The following is a 19,098-nucleotide window of genomic DNA, read 5'->3' as shown; positions in this document are numbered from 1 at the left end:
CCTCGACGTCGTCACCAAGGTGCTGGCCGTCAGACTGCTGACCCCCGGGGAGCCGGTGTCGATCATCGGAGACACCGTCACATGGACTCTGGTGCGCAACTCCGGGGCGGCGTTCTCGATGGCGACCGGCTACACCTGGGTGCTGACCCTGGTGGCCGCCGGTGTGGTGGTCGGCATCGTCTGGATGGGCCGACGGCTGGTCTCGCCGTGGTGGGCGGTGGGTCTGGGCATGATCCTGGGCGGCGCGCTGGGCAACCTGGTGGACCGGTTCTTCCGCTCGCCCGGACCGCTGCGCGGCCACGTCGTGGACTTCCTGTCGATCGGGTGGTGGCCGGTGTTCAACGTCGCCGACCCGGCTGTGGTGGGCGGGGCGATCCTGCTGGTGGCACTGTCGCTGTTCGGCTACGACTTCGACAGTGCCCACCGCCGCAAGGCCGAGGACACCGGGGGCGAGCGGGCCTGATGGCCGAGCGGTCGATGCCGGTGCCCGAGGGCCTGGCCGGAATGCGGGTGGACGCCGGGGTGGCCCGGCTGCTGGGACTGTCGCGCACCGCGGCGGCGACGGCCGCCGAGACCGGCGGCGTGCTGATCGACGGGGTGCCGGCCGGCAAGTCCGACCGCCTGGAAGCCGGCGTCTGGCTGACCGTCACGCTGCCGGAAGCGCCTGCGCCGGTGGAGAACACGCCCGTCGAGGTCGAGGGCATGACCATCCTGTATGCCGATGACGACATAGTGGCCGTCGACAAACCGCCCGGTGTGGCCGCGCATGCCGGAGTCGGCTGGCACGGCCCGACTGTGCTGGGCGGACTGGCCGCGGCGGGTTTCCGGATCAGCACATCCGGCGTCCACGAACGCCAGGGCATCGTGCAACGCCTCGACGTCGGCACGTCCGGGGTCATGGTCGTGGCGCTGTCCGAGCGCGCCTACACCGTGCTCAAACGGGCCTTCAAGCAGCGCACCGTCGACAAGCGCTATCACGCTGTGGTGCAGGGACATCCGGACCCTTCCAGCGGAACCATCGACGCCCCGATCGGCCGCCACCGCGGACCCGAGTGGAAGTTCGCCGTCACCGAGGGCGGCCGGCACAGCATCACCCACTACGACACCCTGGAGATGTTCCGCGCCGCGAGCCTGCTCGACATCCACCTGGAAACCGGCCGCACCCATCAGATCCGGGTGCACTTCGCGGCGCTGCACCACCCCTGTGCCGGTGATCTGACCTACGGAGCGGACCCGGTGCTGGCCAGACGCCTCGGCCTGGAGCGTCAGTGGCTGCACGCCCGTTCACTGGCCTTCGCGCACCCGGGCGACGGGCGACGCATCGAGATCACCAGTGCGTACCCGGCGGACCTGCAGCACGCCCTGGACGTGCTGCGCGCCGAGTCGTGAGCCCTGCCGGCAACACACCGGACCCGCAAGCCGGCGGCTTGCTGTACGGCTTCGCGGCCTACGGGCTGTGGGGGGTGTTCCCGGCCTTCTTCACCCTGCTGACCCCGGCCGGCGCCCCCGAGATCCTGGCTCACCGGGTCGTGTGGACGGTCGCACTGCTGGCCGGTCTGCTGGCCATCAGCGGACGCCTGGGGAATCTGCGGGCCGTCGACCGGCGGAGCTGGGGGCTGTTGATCTGTGCCTCGGCGCTGATCTCGACGAACTGGCTGGTCTACATCTGGGCGGTCAACACCGGCAACGTCGTCGACGCCGCGCTGGGCTACTTCATCACGCCACTGGTCAACGTCGTGCTGGGCGTCGTGCTGTTCGCCGAGCGGCTGAACCGGGTGCAGATGCTCGCCGTGGCACTGGCCGCGGCGGCGGTGGTCCTGCTCTCCACCGGTCTGGGCGGACCGCCGATGATCGCGATCGGGGTGGCGCTGTCATTCGGCCTCTACGGCGCGGTCAAGAAGGTCATCCGGACCGACCCGCGGGTCAGCGTCGCGGTGGAGACCGCCATCGCCGCGCCGTTCGCGCTGGCCTACCTGGTCTTCATCCAGCTCAGCGGGGACGCCGACTTCGTCAACCACGGGCCGGCCCACACCGTGCTGATGGTGCTGTGCGGCCCGGTGACGGCGGTGCCGCTGCTGTGCTTCGCCGCCGCCGCCCAGCGGCTGCCGCTGGTCACCCTGGGGCTGCTGCAGTATCTGACCCCGTCGATGCAGCTGACCTGGGGCGTGCTGGTGGACCACGAGCCGATGCCGCCGGCCCGGTGGGCCGGGTTCCTGCTTATCTGGATCGCGCTGGCGATTTTCAGCACCGACGCGTTGTCTCGCGCCCGCCGCGGGCGCACAGGTACCGTGCAGGCATCATGACGCTGCATCGGAAGAAGAAGTTCCTGTTCGCCCTCATGGCGGCGCTGTCCGCCGCCGCCATCGTGGTGCCGGCCCTGGTGGGCCTGCTGTCGTCGTCGCAGTTGATGCGCAATAACAACAGCGAGCCGCTGACGTCGAAGACCACCGCGCCGGTCCTGACCATCAAGCCGCTTCCGGTGCGGCCGGTGATCAGCGCCTTCGTCACCACGCCCGAGCAGTGCCCGCCGGCCAAGTCGGGACCGCCGGACCAGCCCACCCGGATCTGCGACGTCGAGCGGACCGCGGTCTACGAACTCGGCCCGCAGGCCCTGACCGTGCAACTGACCAACGTCGACTCCTTCCGCAACCCGCTGACCGGCGTCGAACTGGTCCAGATGACCATGACCAACGAGTCCTCCGAGCAGTTCGCCAAGTACACCGCCGGCCAGGTGGGCAAGCAGGTCGCCTTCGTGCGCAACGGGACCGTGGTGTGGGGCCCGAAGATCACCGCTCCGATCGACGGCCAGGTCCTTCAGCTATCCGGGGAACTGACCCCCGAGCAGGCCAAGGAGATCGCCCGCAGGCTCAAGGACGAGACCTGAGCCAATCCGGGCCGGGACACGCGCCGAGGACACGCCGAACGTGTCCTCGACCACCCCTAAACTGACGGGCCTATGGCGATTCAAAGCGGGCGGGGCTTCGTGCACCTGCACAACCACACCGAGTACTCGATGCTCGACGGTGCCGCCAAGATCTCGCCCATGCTGGCCGAGGCGCAGCGCCTGGAGATGCCGGCCATCGGCATGACCGACCACGGCAACATGTACGGGTCCAGCGAGTTCTTTCACGCCGCCACCAAGGCCGGCATCAAGCCCATCATCGGGGTGGAGGCCTACGTCGCCCCCGGATCGCGCCTCGACACCCGCCGCATCCTGTGGGGCGACCCGAGCCAGAAGAGCGACGACGTCTCCGGCAGCGGGTCCTACACCCACCTGACCATGGTCGCCGAGAACGCTGCCGGCCTGCGCAACCTGTTCAAGCTGACTTCGCTGGCCTCCTTCGAGGGCCAGTTGGGCAAGTGGAACCGGATGGATGCCGAGATCATCGCCGAGCACGCCGATGGCATCATCGCCACCACCGGATGCCCGTCGGGGGAGGTGCAGACCCGGTTGCGGCTGGGCCAGGACGCCGAGGCGCTGGAGTCCGCGGCCCGGTGGCGGGAGATCTTCGGGGCGGACAACTACTTCCTGGAGTTGATGGACCACGGCCTGTCCATCGAGAGGCGGGTCCGCGACGGCCTGCTGGAGGTGGGACGCAAACTGGGCATCCCTCCGCTGGCCACCAACGACTGCCACTACGTCACCCGCGACGCCGCACACAACCACGAGGCGCTGCTGTGTGTGCAGACCGGCAAGACCCTGTCGGACCCCAACCGGTTCAAGTTCGACGGCGACGGCTACTACATCAAGTCGGCTGCCGAGATGCGCGCGTTGTGGGACGGCGAGATTCCCGAGGCCTGTGACTCCACCCTGCTGATCGCCGAGCGGGTGCAGTCCTACGCCGACGTGTGGGCCCCGCGGGACCGGATGCCGGTGTTCGCGGTTCCCGAGGGCCACACCCAGGGCAGCTGGCTGCGCCGCGAGGTCGACGCCGGCCTGGCCCGCCGATTCCCCGACGGCGTGCCTGCCGAGTACGTCGAGCGCGCGGCGTACGAGATCGACGTCATCTGCGAAAAGGGCTATCCGTCCTACTTCCTGATCGTGGCCGACCTGATCGGCTATGCGCGCTCGGTGGACATCCGGGTCGGCCCGGGCCGGGGTTCGGCCGCCGGGTCGCTGGTGGCCTACGCGTTGCGGATCACCGACATCGACCCGATCGAGCACGGTCTGCTCTTCGAACGGTTCCTGAACCCTGAGCGCGCCTCCATGCCCGACATCGACATCGACTTCGACGACCGCCGTCGCGGGGAGATGGTCCGCTACGCGGCGGAGAAATACGGCAGCGACCGGGTCGCCCAGGTGATCACCTTCGGCACCATCAAGACCAAGGCCGCGCTCAAGGACGCCGCCAGGGTGCACTACGGCCAACCCGGCTTCGCCATCGCCGACCGGATCACCAAGGCGCTGCCGCCGGCCGTGATGGCCAAGGACATCCCGCTGGCCGGCATCACCGACCCGTCCCACGAGCGTTACAAGGAGGCCGCCGAGGTCCGCGGTCTGATCGACACCGACCCCGACGTGCGGACGATCTACGAGACCGCCCGCGGCCTGGAGGGCCTGGTCCGCAATAACAGCGTGCACGCCTGCGCGGTGATCATGAGCTCCGAACCGCTCATCGACGTGATCCCGTTGTGGAAGCGCCCGCAGGACGGCGCAGTAATCACCGGCTGGGACTACCCGTCGTGCGAGGCCATCGGCCTGCTCAAGATGGACTTCCTGGGCCTTCGCAACCTCACGATCATCGGCGACGCGCTGGCCAACATCAAATCCAACCGCGGTGTCGATCTGGAACTGGAGTCGCTGACCCTCGACGACCCGGCGACCTACGAATTGCTCTCCCGCGGGGACACTCTCGGGGTTTTCCAGCTCGACGGCGGCCCGATGCGCGACCTGCTGCGGCGCATGCAGCCGACCGGGTTCGCCGACATCGTCGCGGTGCTGGCGCTCTACCGGCCCGGCCCGATGGGCGTCAACGCCCACAACGACTACGCCGACCGCAAGAACGGACGGCAGGCCATCAAGCCGATCCACCCCGAACTGGCCGAGCCGCTGGCCGACATCCTGGCCGAGACCTACGGCCTGATCGTCTACCAGGAACAGATCATGCGCATCGCGCAACGGGTGGCCGGCTACTCCCTGGCCCGAGCCGACATTCTGCGCAAGGCCATGGGCAAGAAGCAGCGCGACGTGCTCGACAAGGAGTACGAGGGCTTCGCCGAGGGCATGAAGGCCAACGGATTCTCCGCCGGGGCCATCAAGGTGCTGTGGGACACCATCCTGCCGTTCGCCGACTACGCGTTCAACAAGTCCCACGCCGCCGGCTACGGCCTGGTGTCGTACTGGACGGCCTACCTGAAGGCCAACTATCCCGGCGAGTACATGGCCGGGCTGCTCACCTCGGTGGGCGACGACAAGGACAAGGCCGCGGTGTATCTGGCCGACTGCCGCAAACTGGGCATCACCGTTCTGCCGCCGGATGTCAACGAGTCGGAGTTGAACTTCGCCTCGGTGGGCACCGACATCCGCTTCGGCCTCGGCGCGGTGCGCAACGTCGGCGCCAACGTGGTCGGTTCGCTGATCGCCACCCGCACTGCCAAGGGCAAGTTCACCGACTTCTCCGACTACCTGGGCAAGATCGACGTCGGCGCCTGCAACAAGAAGGTCGCCGAGTCGCTGATCAAGGCCGGTGCCTTCGATTCCCTCGGCCACCCCCGCAAGGGCCTGTTCCTGGTGCACAGCGACGCCGTCGAGTCGGTGCTGGGTACCAAGAAAGCCGAGGCGATGGGCCAGTTCGACCTCTTCGGCGGGGGCGGAGAGTCCGGGGGAGACGCCGTCTTCACCATCAAGGTGCCCGACGAGGAATGGGACGACAAGCACAAACTGGCCCTCGAGCGCGAGATGCTGGGCCTGTACGTCTCGGGACACCCGCTCAACGGGATCGCGCATCTGCTGTCCGCCCAGGTCGACACCGCCATCCCGGCCATCCTCGACGGCGATGTCACCAACGACACCCAGGTGCGGGTCGGGGGCATCCTCGCCTCAGTGAACCGCAGGGTCAACAAGAGCGGAATGCCCTGGGCCTCAGCACAACTGGAGGACCTGACCGGCGGTATCGAGGTGATGTTCTTCCCACAGACCTACTCGCTGTTCGGCGCGGAGATCGCCGACGACGCGGTGGTTCTGGTCGGCGGAAAGGTTCGCATCCAGGACGACCGGATCAGCCTGATCGCCAATGACCTCGTGGTGCCGGACTTCTCCAACGCCCGGGCCGACCGGCCGCTGGCGGTGAGCCTGCCGACGCGTCAGTGCACGATGGACAAGGTGACCGCGCTCAAGCAGGTGCTGGCCCGCCATCCGGGCACCTCGCAGGTTCATCTGCGTCTGGTCAGTGGTGAGCGGATCACCACGCTGGAACTGGACGCCTCGCTGCGGGTGACCCCGTCCTCTGCGCTGATGGGCGACCTCAAGGCGCTGCTAGGCCCGGGCTGCCTGGGCTAGCTTTGGTGCGGTGTCCGGGGACGGCCACTGCTTCGCGTCAGGCGGCCTACTCAGCCCGAGCCCAGGACATTGACCGCGCGGGCGAAGACCAACGCCAGGGTGGAGACCGCGACGAAGGCCTGCAGCGACATCAGCGACTTGGCCCACCGGGTCAGCGGCATGGTGTCGGTGGGGGAGAAGGCCATCACGTTGGTGACGCTGACGTAGAGGTAGTCGACGAACGTGGGCGTCCAGTCCGGCGCGGCCAGTTCGGGGTTGGCCAGTTGGGGGAACATGAAGTCGGGGTAGCGGCGCTCGCGGTTCGCCCGGGCCAGTGGGCCGCCGCGGTCGAGTTCCCAGTACCACATGCCGAACACCAGGACATTGGTGACGAAGATCGCCGCGCCGCTGCCGATCAGGACCGACGCCTTGTTGGCGATCGCACCGCTGAGGATGTCCCAGTCGAGCAGGATGGCCGAGGCGGTGTTGTCCAGGGTGATGGCCGTCAGCAACACCAGTCGGGTGTCGCGGCCGAAGGCGGGGTGGCGGGTGGAGTGTCCCGACCGCAGGGCGAGCAGTCCGAGGATGAGCAGGATCTCCAGGGCGATCAGCGGCCAGCGCGGAACCACGGTGTAGTGCTTGGGGATTGCCAATTGCATTGCCATGGTGGCGATCAGTGCCGCTATCGCCGGCAGCGGGCTCTCCTCGGTGGACTGCCTCACAGCGACAGTCTGGCCGACCGGCCCCCGCCTATGCTGGAGCCATGCCGCTGACCGGAGACTACGAACCCAGCACCTCGGATTGGGCCCGTGAGAACGCCGAGCTTTACATGGCCTCCGGCGGCACCGAGGGCACCGAACTCAAGGGCAGGCCGGTGGTGTTGCTGACCACCATCGGGGCCAAGACCGGCAAGCTGCGCAAGACCCCGCTGATGCGCGTCGAGCACGACGGGCAGTACGCCGTCGTCGCCTCGCTGGGCGGGGCGCCGAAGAACCCGGTCTGGTACCACAACGTGGTCAAGCATCCCCGCGTCGAACTGCAGGACGGCACCGCCACCGGTGACTACGAGGCCCGTGAGGTGTTCGGCGAGGAGAAGGCCGCCTGGTGGCGCCGCGCGGTCGAGGTGTGGCCGGACTACGCCGACTACCAGCGCAAAACCGACCGGGAGATCCCGGTCTTCGTGTTGACCCCGATTCACTGATTTCGCCCTGCCGGTGGCACCATTGTCCGGTGACCGCTGAGCTGGGAAACCGCCGCCTGTCGCCGCCGATCAGCGCGGCCGACGTCGACGACGCCGCCCGCAGGATCGCCGAGGTGGTGCACTGCAGCCCGCTCGAGCACAGCGACCGGCTCTCCGAGGTCACCGGCGCGGACGTCTACCTCAAGCGAGAGGACCTGCAGAGCGTGCGGTCCTACAAGATCCGCGGCGCCTACAACCTCCTCAAACAGCTCACCGACGAACAGCTTCGGGCCGGGGTGGTGTGCTCCTCGGCCGGCAACCACGCCCAGGGCTTCGCGCTGGCCTGCAAGGCGCTGAAGGTGCGCGGCCGGGTCTATGTCCCCGCCAAGACGCCCAAGCAGAAGCGCGACCGGATCCGCTACCACGGCGGGGACTTCATCGAGCTGATCGTCGGCGGCGCCACCTATGACGACGCCGCCGCGGCGGCCCGCGATGACGTCGCCCGCACCGGGGCGACCCTGGTCCCGCCCTACGACGACCCCCGCACCATGGCTGGGCAGGGCACCATCGCCGTGGAAATCCTCGACCAGCTCGGCCGCGAGCCGGATCTGGTGGTTGTGGGCGTCGGCGGCGGCGGCTGCATCGCCGGGATCACCACCTACCTGGCCGAGCGGACGAGCACCACCTCGGTCCTCGGTGTCGAACCCGCGGGCGCGGCGGCCATGATCGCCGCGCTGGCCGAGGGCCGGCCGGTTCCGCTGGACCATGTCGACCAGTTCGTCGACGGCGCGGCCGTGCGCCAGGCCGGGGCGCTGACCTTCCAGGCGCTGGAGGCCGCCGGCGACATGGTGTCGATGACTACCGTCGACGAGGGCGCGGTGTGCACCGCGATGCTCGACCTCTACCAGAACGAGGGCATCATCGCCGAACCCGCCGGCGCGCTCTCGGTCGCGGGCCTGCTGGAGACGGATGTCGCGCCGGGATCGGTTGTGGTGTGCCTGATTTCGGGCGGCAACAACGACGTCTCCCGCTACGGCGAGGTGCTGGAGCGCTCGCTGGTGCACAAGGGTCTCAAGCACTACTTCCTGGTGGACTTCCCGCAGGAGCCCGGTGCGCTGCGCCGATTCCTCGACGAGGTGCTCGGCCCAGGTGACGACATCACGCTGTTCGAGTACGTCAAGCGCAACAATCGGGAGACCGGCGAGGCGCTGGTCGGCATCGAGTTGAGTTCGGCTGCCGACCTCGAGGGGCTGCGGGCGCGGATGGACGAGTCGGGCCTGCACGTCGAGGCGCTGGAGCCGGGCTCGCCGGCTTACCGGTATCTGACCTAACCAGGTTGAATGACGGGCACACCGAGTGCCTCGGCCGCATCGGCGAGTCGATCGTCATGGGTGATCACCGCGCGCAGGGTGGGAGCGGTGTTGGCAGCGGCAAGATGAATGGCGTCGAGGCTCCGCAGGCCTGACGGCGGCAGCAAGGCTGCCTCGTCGAGTAGCCGTGACGTCAACGGCACCATCGCGATCCGGTTCAGCAGCCGGTTGCCGGAGAGGTGTTCATTCGCCCAATCATCGGCGCTGCAAGCCCGGTGACGGGCCCAGGACCTACGCCGTCTTCTGCAGCACCAGCACGGACCGGCCCTCGACCGCGACGGTGGCCCCGGCCGCCAGCTCGCGGGTGTCCACGCCGGCCGGGTCGGCGGTGTTGACGGCGACCTTCCACTGGCTGGCGTACGGCCCGTCCGGAGTGATGAAGTCCACCGGGTAGGCGTGGGCGTTGAAGCAGAGCAGGAACGAGTCGTCGACGATGCGCTCGCCGCGAAGGTCGGGTTCGGGGATGGCCTCGCCATTGAGGAAAACCGCCACCGACTTGACCCCGGAGTTCCAGTCGTCGGGGGTCATCTTCACCCCGTCGCGGGTGAACCAGGCGATATCGCGCCGCCGGTCGTCCTCGCTCATCTGCTCCCCGGTGAAGAACCGCCGCCGGCGGAACACCGGATGGCGGGCCCGCATCGCGGTGACCTTGCGGGTGAACTCCAGGGTGTCGGCGTGCTCGCCGGCCGCGGCCCAGTCGATCCAGGTGATCTCGTTGTCCTGGCAATAGCCGTTGTTGTTGCCCCGCTGAGTGCGGCCGATCTCATCGCCGTGGCTGATCATCGGGGTGCCCTGGGACAGCATCAGGGTGGCCATGACGTTGCGAATCTGCCTGTGCCGCAGAGCGATGATCTCCGGATCGTCGGTGGGGCCCTCGACTCCGCAGTTCCACGACCGGTTGTGGCTCTCGCCGTCGCGGTTGTGCTCGCCGTTGGCCTCGTTGTGCTTCTCGTTGTAGGACACCAGGTCGGTCAGGGTGAAACCGTCGTGGCAGGTGACGAAGTTGATGCTGGCCACCGGGCGGCGGCCGGTGGCCTCGTAGAGGTCCGAGGATCCGGTGAGCCGGGAGGCGAACTCGCCGAGTGCCGCCGGCTCTCCCCGCCAGTAGTCCCGCACCGTGTCGCGGTACTTGCCGTTCCATTCCGTCCACAGCCCGGGGAAGTTGCCCACCTGGTAGCCGCCCTCGCCGACGTCCCAGGGTTCGGCTATCAGTTTGACCTGGCTGATAACCGGGTCCTGTTGCACCAGATCGAAGAACGCGCTGAGCCGGTCGACGTCGTAGAACTCCCGGGCAAGAGTGGAGGCCAGGTCGAAGCGGAACCCGTCGACGTGCATCTCCAGCACCCAGTACCGCAGCGAGTCCATGATCAGTTGCAGGGTGTGCGGGTGGCGGACGTTGAGGCTGTTGCCGGTGCCGGTGAAGTCCTTGTAGAGCCGCGGATCGCCGTCAAGCAGGCGATAGTAGGAGGCGTTGTCGATGCCCCGGAAGTTCACCGTCGGCCCGAGGTGGTCGCTCTCCCCGGTGTGGTTGTAGACGACGTCGAGGATCACCTCGATGCCGGCGTCGTGGAAGGCGCGCACCATCGACTTGAACTCGCCGACGGCGCCGCCGGCCTGATGGTTGGCCGCGTAGCCGGCGTGCGGGGCGAAGAACCCGTAGGTGTTGTAGCCCCAGTAGTTGGTCAGGCCCAGGCCGAGCAGCCGCTTGTCGTCCATGAACTGGTGCACCGGCATCAGCTCGACGGCGGTGACGTTCAGCGACGTCAGATGGTCGATCACCGCGGGGTGCGCCAGGCCGGCATAGGTGCCGCGCAGTTCCTCGGGCACCCCGGGGTGGGTCTGCGTCATGCCTTTGACGTGGGTTTCGTAGATGATCGTTTCGTGGTAAGGGGTTCGCGGAGGATGATCGGAGCCCCACTGGAAGAACGGGTTGATCACCACGCTCAGCATGGTGTGGCCCAGTGAGTCCACCATCGGGGGCGGCCCGGTGTCCGGCGCCTGCAGGTCGTAGGAGTAGAGCGCCTGGGTGAAGTCGAATCGCCCGTCGAACGACTTGCCGTATGGGTCTGCCAGCAGCTTGCTGGGGTCACAGCGCAGGCCCCGGGCCGGATCCCAGGGCCCGTGCACCCGGAATCCGTAACGCTGGCCGGGAGCGACGGTCGGCAGGTAGGCGTGCCATACGAAGACGTCGACTTCGTCGAGGTCGATTCGGGTCTCGGCGCCGTCGTCGGCGATCAGGCACAGTTCGACACGTTCGGCCACCTCGGAGAAGACCGAGAAGTTGGTGCCCGCGCCGTCGTAGGTGGCCCCGAGCGGGTAGGCGGTGCCCGGCCAGACCAGGGTTCCGTGTGTCGGGGCCATTGCCCGACTTTATCGGCGGGAATGGCGTTTCAGGGGCTGGTCCCGCATTTCCCTCCGGGGTCCGGCACGCCGTTCCAGCAGATGGTTTCACTCAGGAATTTGACAGTTTTGCGTCGCCGCTATTAACTTTTACTCAGGTTTATTTTAATTACGTGATGGGGCTGAGGGGTCGTTATGAGTGCGTCGGGTTACGTGGGTCGGGTCGGAAGCCTGGCGGTCTTACTCGGTGTGGGTGCCGCGGTGTTCTCGGGCGCCGCAGTCGCCACAGCCGATACCGGCGCCGACGCTGCGGACTCGGCGACCACCCCGAACTCGGCGACCACCCCGAAATCGTCGACCGCCCCGAAGTCGGCGGTGCGCGCCGGCCGGGTCGCCCGTGCGGCGGCCGCTGCCGGCCTGACGAGTGACTCGGCACCCGGTCCGGCCGCTCCGCGGTCTGCCGCGGCAACCGAGTCCGCCCCGGCCACCGGCGGCCGGTCGGCCCGCAAGTCCCGGCCCGCCGTCGCTGCGCGCGACGCGCTGCGGGCGTCGAGGTCCTCGGCGGCGCGGTCCGCCGCCCGGGAATCACTCACCGACGCCGCGTCTGCCGGTGCAGCGGTCTCCGCCGTTGCGATCCCCGCACCCGCCGAGCCCTCCCTGCCGCCGATACCGGCAGCGGCGCCCCCGGCCGCCGCTGCCATTCGCCCCATGCTCTCGGCGGCTGACGCCGCCCCCCGGGCGTTCCTGGCCAAACCCGCCGCGGCCTCCGCAGTGGCCGGCGCGGTCAACGCCGCCGACTTCGCCGACCTCGCGCCTCAGGTCGGGGTCCTGGTCGCCACCGCGCTGGCTCAGGTCGCCGCGGTGACCGCCATCGCCGCGGCCAGCATCGCGTTGCCGAGTCCGCTGAAGGCCTCGCCGACGCTGGTACTCGACGGCTACAACCTGGTCCCGAAGAACACCGAGACCGTCACCGGTTACTACGGCCGTTGGACCTACCTGCCGGGTGCGCCCTCGCTGGTGCAGGGCACCCAGCAGTTCGACGTCGTCGACCCTGATACCGGCGAACCGGTGGGCAGCTTCGACGCCCTGGTCAGCAGGGGCAACGGCTACAACTATCAGGAACTGCTGGTGACTGCCACCGACGCAACCGATGTCGGTACCGGAGCCGGACAGGTCCCGCCGGTCGGCTCGTTCATCGCCGGCTTGAATCTCGGCGGCTTCGGGTGGTCCTACAGCGCCATGCCCGCGCCGTCCGGCGACGTGGTCGCGTTCAAGATCCTCACGCCGTTCCGCGAGTTCCCGCTGCCGCTGGACTTCAACGCCGCCGAGGGCGTGGCCGACCACACGGTGGACAACAGGCCGATGGATCTCACCAACGGTTATTCGATCGCTCCTGCCGACCCGACGGCGGAGAACCTCATCGGTACCAGCGGAATCCTGCCGCTCTACACCACCGTCCAGGGGAACCAGAAGTTCAACGTGCTCGACGCCGACGGCAACGCGGTGGGAACTTTCGACGGCGTGTTCACCACGACCTGGGACATCATCGCCGGGGGAATCGGCACGCAGGCGGTGCTGGTGACCGCCACCGAGGGAACCAACGTCGGCACCGCCGCAGGCCAGGTTCCGCCGGTCGGCACCGTCTACAACATCATGTACATCGGCGACACCGTGTACCTGTACTCGTCGATGCCGTCGCCGTCCGGTGATGTGATCTCGCTGGTCGTCTCCACACCCGACGGGGTCGTCCACGCCCCGGTGACTTTCATCAACGCATCGCGCGAGCCCGCCGCCGGACCGCTCACCGCCCCCGGCGGCTACCGGTTCGAGCCGGTCGCCGAGCTGCAGCCGACCGGGGTCAACGGGCTGCCGCCACGGGAAGTGCAGATCCAGGGCTACCAGCAGTTCGACGTCTACGACTCGGCCGGCACCAAGGTCGGCCGCGTGGACGCCGACGTCGCCAACCAGTGGGACCTGCTCGGTATCCACAGCCGCGCCCTTCTGGTCACCAACGTCAGCGAAGGCACGGCCGGAACCGGCGCGGGCGATGTCCCGCCGGTGGGTTCCACCTTCAACTGGGTCAGTCCGGCCCGGGGCGGGTTCGGGATCGCGCATTCGACGGTGCCGGCAGCCACCGAGGACGTGACGTCCTACAGTCTCCTGACGCCGTTGGGGGACTTCGCGTTTCCGGCGTTGCGGATCCCGGCCGAAGGCCGCACCGACGTCCGGTTCTACAGTCCGTTCCAAAGTGTCTGACGCACCGATGAGCGCAGCGCGGTACATCGGCCGGATCGGCGGACTGGCTGTCGCCCTCGGTGTGGGTGCGGCGGTGCTGTCGAACGCGGCGGTAGCCTCAGCTGAGCCGGACTCGCACGGCTCGGCTGAGACCGACCGGGTCACCTCGACGCCAGCCGCTGCCACGTCGCGGGGCGCGCAGGCCGAGAGCAGGCCGGCCCGAGTCGCGCGGAATGCGGCCCGGAGGCTCGCGCCCAGACCCGATTCGTCGGCCTCATCAGCCGTGGCTTCTGAGCTTCCCGGCGCCGCGGCGCCGGCACGCCCGGACGTCCCGACTCGCGCGAAGACTCGTGCGAACCGGGCCCGCCTTCTGCCGCTGCCGTCCGTGGCAGCGGTGCCGGCAGGCGCGGAGCCCGACTCGGACGCGACGGTTCAGGCCGACCCGGCACCGACCCCGGTCACCGTCGCCGCGCCGGCGCGCAGTTCAGCGCCGCAACGCCCGGTAATCGTCGCCAGACCGGCCGCCGCCGGTTCGCTCGCGGCCGCGAGCGCGGCAGGCCAGCCCGTTCCCGGCTCGGTCACCCCGCCCCAGCATCTGATCAAGCTCGTCTTCACCGGCATGCTGCAACTGGCCTTGGCGGCCTCGATGACCACGTTCAATTTCGCGCCGCCGAGTCCGACCACCCCGACCCCGACGCTGGTGCTCAACGGGTACAACGTGGTGCCCAGCGCCCCCGAAACGGTGACCTCCCACTACGGCCGCTGGTCGTACTTCCCGGGCGGGCTGAGCATGGTCCAGGGCGAGCAGCAGTTCGCGCTCGTCGACCCTGTCAGCGGCAGTCAGGTGGGGAATTTCGACGCCCTGGTCACCAAGGGGATCGGCTACAACTATGTGCAGATTCTGGTCAAGCCCGGCGATGCGACCAACACCGGAACCGGCGCCGGTCAGCTTCCTCCGGCCGGCTCGTTGATATCGGCTGTGGACTTCGGCCGGTTCGGGTGGTCATACACCGCCCTGCCCACGGCGTCGGGTAACCAGATCGCCTTCGCGCTGCGGACGCCCCTGGGCGAGTTCCCGGTGCCGCTGGCGTTCGACGCCGCCGCGGGCATCGCCGACCGCACGGTGGACAACAGGCCGGTCGATCTGGCCAACGGATACCGCATCGCACCAGTGCAACCCGCCGGCGAAACCCTGACTGCGATAACCGGATTGCTGCCGATATTCGGAACGGTCCAGGGCCACCAGGCCTTCGGGGTCTACGACGCCGACGGCAACATGGTCGGCAGCTTCGACGGCGTCTTCACCACCACGTCGGACCTCGCCCGAAACTACACCCAGGCGATTCTGGTCACTGCCAGCGACGGCCCCAACGTCGGCACCGCCGCCGGACAGGTGCCGCCGGTCGGTTCGGTCTACAACATCATCTACACCGGTAGTTTCGAGGACTACATTCTGTACTCCTCGCTGCCGTCCCCGTCCGGCGACGTGGTGTCGATAGTCGAGGTCGTCGGCGACCGGGTCTCTAACGTCACCCCGACTTTCATCAACGCGTCCAGACAGCCCGTGGTGAAGCCGCTTTCCACTCCCGAGGGCTACACCTTCGTGCCGGCTTCGCCGCTGGTGCCGTCCGGGGTCAACGGACTGCCGCCCCGCGAGGTGGAGATCCAGGGTTACCAGCAGTTCGATGTGTACGACTCGTCAGGCGGCAGAATCGGGCGGGTCGACGCCGACGTGACGACGCAGTGGGACATGTTCGGGATCTACAGCCAGGCAATCCTGATCACTGATGTCGCGGAGGGCGCCGGCTCGGTTCCGCCGGTCGGCTCGATCTTCAACTTCGCGGAGTATTTCAAGGGCACACTGGGGACCGCGCACTCCACCGTGCCCGGCCCCACCGCCGACATCACGTCGTTCGTGGTCCGTACCCCGTTGGGGGACATCGACTTTCCCACCGTCAGCAGACCGGCGTTGGACCGCACCGAGGTCCTGTTCTTCAGTCCTTTCCGGACTGTCTAGCGGCCTTTCACCACCAGCCGGTGGCCTCGCCGATCTGGCGGCCCAGTTCGGGAGTCATGGTGCGCATGTAGGTCGCCGACAGATGATGCGCGTCGTGGTAGACCAGGACGTTGCCCTCGATGGCGCGGCAGTAGTCGTCGCGGCACACCGCGTCGCTCATGTCGAGGGCCTTCATCAACGGGAACTTTCCGATGAAGTCCAGTGTCTGGTTGCGCTCGGAGAGCACCTCGGAGCGCTTGATCCCGCATGACACCGCGTCGCCGCCCTTGGCCAGGCAGTCGGCGGGCATGAACGGCTTGCCGTCGCGCACCAGCCATGGGGTGTCGCGCATCGCCAGAATCGGGATCTGATGCGCCGACAACTCTTTCCAGATTCCGAGGTAGGTACCCGGCATGGTGTCGCCGGGCTTGATGTTCCACGGCCGAGTCGAGGTGGTGAAGACGAAATCCGGGTGGTCCTTGATGAGCTTGGCCATCACCCGCTCATTCCACTGACGGCACTTGGGGTAGGGCCGGTTGTCGCCCATCACCAGCGGGACCGCTTCGGTGGTCAGTGGGCAACCCATCTTCAGGTAGGTGACGACCTTGAAGTGGTGCTGTCTGCCCAGGATGTCCAGTGCGGTGATCCAGTGCTCGGCGTGCGAGCCGCCGGCCAGGGCGATGGTGCGGGTGGATGACAGGTCGCCGTAGCTGCAATTGATGATGCCGGCGTTGTCGAAGTCGCTGATGCAGCCGTCGTTGGTCGACTCCGGGACGTCGTCGCGCGCCTCCAGGACGGTGGGACGGAACGGCAACTGCGGCACCCGGGCCCCGTCGAGCAGGGCGCGTGCACCCGGATAGCCGTCGCGTGGCAGCTCGGCCAGTTCCCGGCCGTCGGCCCGCTCGGCGGAGACGTGCCCGCACCAGGCGAACGAGGTACCCGTCAAGACCACTGCCACCAGCACGATCGCGGTCCCGCCGGCGAGGGCCGGCCGGCCCGGGGCGCGCCCGTAGCGCAGCGGCTCCTCGACGAACCGCATGGTGAGCCAGGCCAGCACGCCCGACACCAGCAGGATGATCAGGCCGTCGAGGAACTGGGCATGCGCCCCGCCGGTGTAGGCCAGCCAGAAGATCAGCAGCGGCCAGTGCCACAGATACAGCGCATAGGCCATCGACCCCAGCCGGACCAGCGGGCGGGTGGCCAGCAGCCGGCTGGGCAGCGGCAGCCGGTCGCGGGTGGCCGGGTGGGCGGCCGTGTTGCCCCCGGCAAGGATCAGCAGCAGGGTCGCCCCCACCGGGACCAGCGCCCACGGTCCGGGGAATTGTTTGACACCGTCGATCAGGGCGCCGCAGGACAGGATGGTGGCCAGCCCAACCGCGGCGGCCAGGGTGCGCAGCCACATCGGCCAGGCGACGTACGGCAGCAGAGCGCCCACCAGGACCCCGGCCAGCAGCTCCCAGGCCCGAGCGAAGCTGTTGTAGTACGCGGTGACCTGGTCGTCGCGGTGGGCGATGATCGCGTAGACGAACGACGCCACGGTCAGGGCCGCCAGCAGCACCACGAACGCCGTGCGCAACCGGGCGCTGCCCAGCCGCCGGCGCAGCAGCGCGGCCACCCCGAGGGTCAGCAGCAGGAAGCTGACGTAGAACTGGCCCTGAACCGACATCGACCAGATGTGCTGCAGCGGCGACACCGCCTCGCTGGCGCGCAGGTAATTCGACGCCGTTGTCGCCAGCTCCCAGTTCTGGTAATAGCCCAGGCTGGCCAGACACTGGTCGGCGAAGGTCTCCCATCGGGTCTGCGGCTGGATCAGCACGGTCAGGACCGCCGCGGCCGCCAGCACCACCACCAGTGCCGGCAGCAGCCGTCGCGCCAGCCGGACCAGCATCGGCCGCGGCGACAGCGACGACCCCGGCGTCAGCGCGGTCCGCAGCAGTGAACTGCCGAAGAAGTAGCCCGACAGCGCGAGGAAGACGTCCACGCCACCGGAGACCCGCCCGAACCACACATGGAAGATCGCCACCAGGGCGATCGCCACCCCGCGCAGGCCGTCCAGATCGTGCCGGTAGAGCACCGTCCGGCGCGGCGGCGCGGGGGCGTCATCGGTCGGACCCGTCAGCGCCGTCGCCGTCGGCCGGGTCAGGGTGAGGGTCGACATGATCGTCAGACAATCTACGTCACGCCGTTAGGCTGCTGCACATGTCGGCGCTGACTCCGCAGCAGATCAGCGCCATCGACACCGCGCACATCTGGCACCCGTACAGCGCCTTCGGCGCCGGGGCGATCCCTCCGGTGGTGGCGGTGGGCGCCGAGGGGGCGTGGCTGACGCTGGTCCGCCCCGGCGAGTCCCGCCAGATCCGGGTGCTCGACGCGATGGCGTCCTGGTGGACCGCGATCCACGGCCACGGCCACCCCGTTCTCGACGCCGCTCTCACCCGCCAGTTGGGTGCGATGAACCATGTGATGTTCGGTGGGCTGACCCACGAGCCGGCCGCCCGGCTGGCCCAGCTGCTGGTGGACATCACCCCCGCGGGCCTGGAGTCGGTCTTCTTCTCCGACTCCGGGTCGGTGGCCGTGGAGGTCGCGGTGAAGACGGCGCTGCAGTACTGGCGCAGCCTGGGCCGGTTCGGCAAGCACCGGCTGATGACCTGGCGGGGCGGCTACCACGGCGATACCTTCACCCCGATGAGCGTGTGCGACCCGGACGGCGGCATGCACGCGCTGTGGCGCGACGTGCTGGCCGAGCAGGTGTTCGCGCCACCGGTGCCACGCCACTACGACCCGGGCTACATGACGGCCTTCGAGGATCAATTACGTTGCTGCGCTGATGAACTCGCCGCGGTGATCGTCGAGCCGGTGGTACAGGGCGCCGGCGGCATGCGGTTCCACGACCCGCGCTACCTGTCGGACCTCCGCGCGGTCTGCGACCGCAACGACGTCCTGCTGATCTTCGACGAGATCGCCACCGGTTTCGGCCGCACCGGTGAGCTGTTCGCCGCCGACCACGCCCGCGTCAGCCCGGACATCATGTGTGTCGGCAAGGCGCTCACCGGCGGCTACATCACCCTGGCGGCGACGTTGTGCACGCGGGTGATCGCCGAGACGATCAGCGGTGGGCCGGCGGGAGCCCTGATGCACGGGCCGACCTTCATGGCCAACGCCCTGGCCTGCGCGGTGGCGGTGGCCTCGGTGGAGCTGCTGCTCGGCCAGGACTGGCAGGCCCGGGTGTCCGAGATCGGCGCCGGCCTGGCTGCGGGGCTGGAGCCGGCCCGCTCCCTGCCCGGTGTCGCCGAGGTCCGGGTGTGCGGGGCGATCGGGGTGATCGAGACCGAGTGGCCCGTCGACCTGCGGCTGGCCACTTCGGTGGCGCTGGACCACGGGGTGTGGCTGCGGCCGTTCCGCAACCTCGTCTACGCCATGCCCCCGTACGTCTGCGGCCCAGACGAGGTCGGCCAGATCACCGCGGGCATGGTCGCGGTCGCCCGCGCCATCGGTTAGG

Annotated in this window: 15 protein-coding genes; 10 read left to right on the top strand and 5 right to left on the bottom strand. The window is 68.7% G+C overall.

All coding sequences use genetic code 11. The features are described from left to right. From lspA to dnaE, 5 genes are all read left to right on the top strand, one after another. Positions 1-463 (top strand): signal peptidase II (gene lspA, locus ACKOQ4_RS09155; protein ID WP_526291024.1); only part of this gene is annotated, 463 nt, incomplete at its 5' end. Then, positions 463-1,389: an RluA family pseudouridine synthase gene (locus tag ACKOQ4_RS09150; RefSeq protein ID WP_526291022.1), complete on the top strand. Its 927-nt coding sequence runs from the start codon at positions 463-465 to the stop codon at positions 1,387-1,389. The genes lspA and ACKOQ4_RS09150, both read left to right, overlap by 1 nt. After that, entirely contained in the window at positions 1,386-2,303 is a 918-nt protein-coding gene (rarD, locus tag ACKOQ4_RS09145) for an EamA family transporter RarD (protein ID WP_526291020.1), read from the top strand. The genes ACKOQ4_RS09150 and rarD overlap by 4 nt, the downstream gene beginning before the upstream one ends. Further along, positions 2,300-2,884 carry a SecDF P1 head subdomain-containing protein gene (locus ACKOQ4_RS09140; RefSeq protein WP_526291018.1) on the top strand — a complete coding sequence of 195 codons (585 nt, stop codon included), beginning with the start codon at positions 2,300-2,302 and terminating at the stop codon, positions 2,882-2,884. The genes rarD and ACKOQ4_RS09140 overlap by 4 nt, the downstream gene beginning before the upstream one ends. 72 nt (positions 2,885-2,956) lie before the next feature. Then, entirely contained in the window at positions 2,957-6,499 is a 3,543-nt protein-coding gene (gene dnaE, locus ACKOQ4_RS09135) for a DNA polymerase III subunit alpha (protein WP_526291016.1), read from the top strand. 50 nt (positions 6,500-6,549) lie between these two features. Here dnaE and ACKOQ4_RS09130 read toward each other — a convergent pair whose 3' ends face one another. Further along, positions 6,550-7,143: a hypothetical protein gene (locus tag ACKOQ4_RS09130; protein ID WP_526291028.1), complete on the bottom strand. Its 594-nt coding sequence runs from the start codon at positions 7,141-7,143 to the stop codon at positions 6,550-6,552. A gap of 98 nt (positions 7,144-7,241) precedes the next feature. Between ACKOQ4_RS09130 and ACKOQ4_RS09125 the strand changes: the two genes are divergently transcribed. After that, positions 7,242-7,679, top strand: coding sequence for a nitroreductase family deazaflavin-dependent oxidoreductase (locus ACKOQ4_RS09125; RefSeq protein WP_526291014.1), 438 nt, complete (start codon positions 7,242-7,244; stop codon positions 7,677-7,679). Between the two features lie 29 nt (positions 7,680-7,708). Next, positions 7,709-8,989, top strand: a complete 1,281-nt coding sequence (ilvA, locus tag ACKOQ4_RS09120; RefSeq protein WP_526291012.1) for a threonine ammonia-lyase IlvA — start codon at positions 7,709-7,711, stop codon at positions 8,987-8,989. On the opposite strand, the gene ACKOQ4_RS09115 is transcribed toward ilvA, so the two are convergent. The 3 genes from ACKOQ4_RS09115 to ACKOQ4_RS09105 form a co-directional block, all read right to left on the bottom strand. Beyond that, a complete protein-coding gene (locus ACKOQ4_RS09115; protein WP_526291010.1) occupies positions 8,986-9,174 on the bottom strand; it encodes a PIN domain-containing protein in 189 nt (62 codons plus the stop codon). The genes ilvA and ACKOQ4_RS09115 overlap by 4 nt on opposite strands. Before the next feature lie 85 nt (positions 9,175-9,259). Beyond that, positions 9,260-11,389 carry a glycogen debranching protein GlgX gene (gene glgX / locus ACKOQ4_RS09110; RefSeq protein WP_526291008.1) on the bottom strand — a complete coding sequence of 710 codons (2,130 nt, stop codon included), beginning with the start codon at positions 11,387-11,389 and terminating at the stop codon, positions 9,260-9,262. 188 nt (positions 11,390-11,577) lie between these two features. After that, positions 11,578-12,069, bottom strand: a complete 492-nt coding sequence (locus ACKOQ4_RS09105; RefSeq protein WP_526291006.1) for a hypothetical protein — start codon at positions 12,067-12,069, stop codon at positions 11,578-11,580. A gap of 7 nt (positions 12,070-12,076) precedes the next feature. Between ACKOQ4_RS09105 and ACKOQ4_RS09100 the strand changes: the two genes are divergently transcribed. Both ACKOQ4_RS09100 and ACKOQ4_RS09095 read left to right on the top strand, forming a co-directional pair. Next, entirely contained in the window at positions 12,077-13,624 is a 1,548-nt protein-coding gene (locus ACKOQ4_RS09100; protein WP_526291004.1) for a hypothetical protein, read from the top strand. 364 nt (positions 13,625-13,988) lie between these two features. Then, positions 13,989-15,620 (top strand): hypothetical protein, encoded by a 1,632-nt coding sequence (locus ACKOQ4_RS09095; RefSeq protein ID WP_526291002.1) that lies wholly within the window; start codon positions 13,989-13,991, stop codon positions 15,618-15,620. A 7-nt stretch (positions 15,621-15,627) separates the two neighbouring features. Here the strand turns inward: ACKOQ4_RS09095 and sucT are convergent, their stop codons facing one another. Next, positions 15,628-17,757, bottom strand: a complete 2,130-nt coding sequence (gene sucT / locus ACKOQ4_RS09090; RefSeq protein ID WP_526291000.1) for an acetyltransferase SucT — start codon at positions 17,755-17,757, stop codon at positions 15,628-15,630. A gap of 41 nt (positions 17,758-17,798) precedes the next feature. Here sucT and bioA point away from each other — a divergent pair, with 41 nt between their 5' ends. Next, on the top strand, positions 17,799-19,097 hold the full coding sequence (bioA, locus tag ACKOQ4_RS09085; protein WP_526290998.1) for an adenosylmethionine--8-amino-7-oxononanoate transaminase: 1,299 nt from the start codon (positions 17,799-17,801) through the stop codon (positions 19,095-19,097). Position 19,098 lies beyond the last annotated feature (1 nt).

Source organism: Mycobacterium sp., from assembly GCF_046095365.1.
Lineage (GTDB): Bacteria > Actinomycetota > Actinomycetes > Mycobacteriales > Mycobacteriaceae > Mycobacterium.
Note: the sequence above shows the minus strand (reverse complement) of the source record. Positions and strands in the feature narration are given on the sequence as shown.

Excerpts from the sequence above, each read along its gene's own strand:
- bioA (WP_526290998.1), top strand. The coding sequence starts at position 17,799 with ATGTCGGCGCTGACTCCGCAGCAGATCAGCGCCATCGACACCGCGCAC.
- sucT (WP_526291000.1), bottom strand. The coding sequence starts at position 17,757 with ATGTCGACCCTCACCCTGACCCGGCCGACGGCGACGGCGCTGACGGGT.
- ACKOQ4_RS09100 (WP_526291004.1), top strand. The coding sequence starts at position 12,077 with ATGCTCTCGGCGGCTGACGCCGCCCCCCGGGCGTTCCTGGCCAAACCC.
- ACKOQ4_RS09140 (WP_526291018.1), top strand. The coding sequence starts at position 2,300 with ATGACGCTGCATCGGAAGAAGAAGTTCCTGTTCGCCCTCATGGCGGCG.
- dnaE (WP_526291016.1), top strand. The coding sequence starts at position 2,957 with ATGGCGATTCAAAGCGGGCGGGGCTTCGTGCACCTGCACAACCACACC.
- ACKOQ4_RS09115 (WP_526291010.1), bottom strand. The coding sequence starts at position 9,174 with ATGGTGCCGTTGACGTCACGGCTACTCGACGAGGCAGCCTTGCTGCCG.
- ACKOQ4_RS09150 (WP_526291022.1), top strand. The coding sequence starts at position 463 with ATGGCCGAGCGGTCGATGCCGGTGCCCGAGGGCCTGGCCGGAATGCGG.
- glgX (WP_526291008.1), bottom strand. The coding sequence starts at position 11,389 with ATGGCCCCGACACACGGAACCCTGGTCTGGCCGGGCACCGCCTACCCG.
- ACKOQ4_RS09105 (WP_526291006.1), bottom strand. The coding sequence starts at position 12,069 with ATGGCAGCGGCGGCCGGGGGCGCCGCTGCCGGTATCGGCGGCAGGGAG.
- ACKOQ4_RS09130 (WP_526291028.1), bottom strand. The coding sequence starts at position 7,143 with ATGGCAATGCAATTGGCAATCCCCAAGCACTACACCGTGGTTCCGCGC.
- ACKOQ4_RS09125 (WP_526291014.1), top strand. The coding sequence starts at position 7,242 with ATGCCGCTGACCGGAGACTACGAACCCAGCACCTCGGATTGGGCCCGT.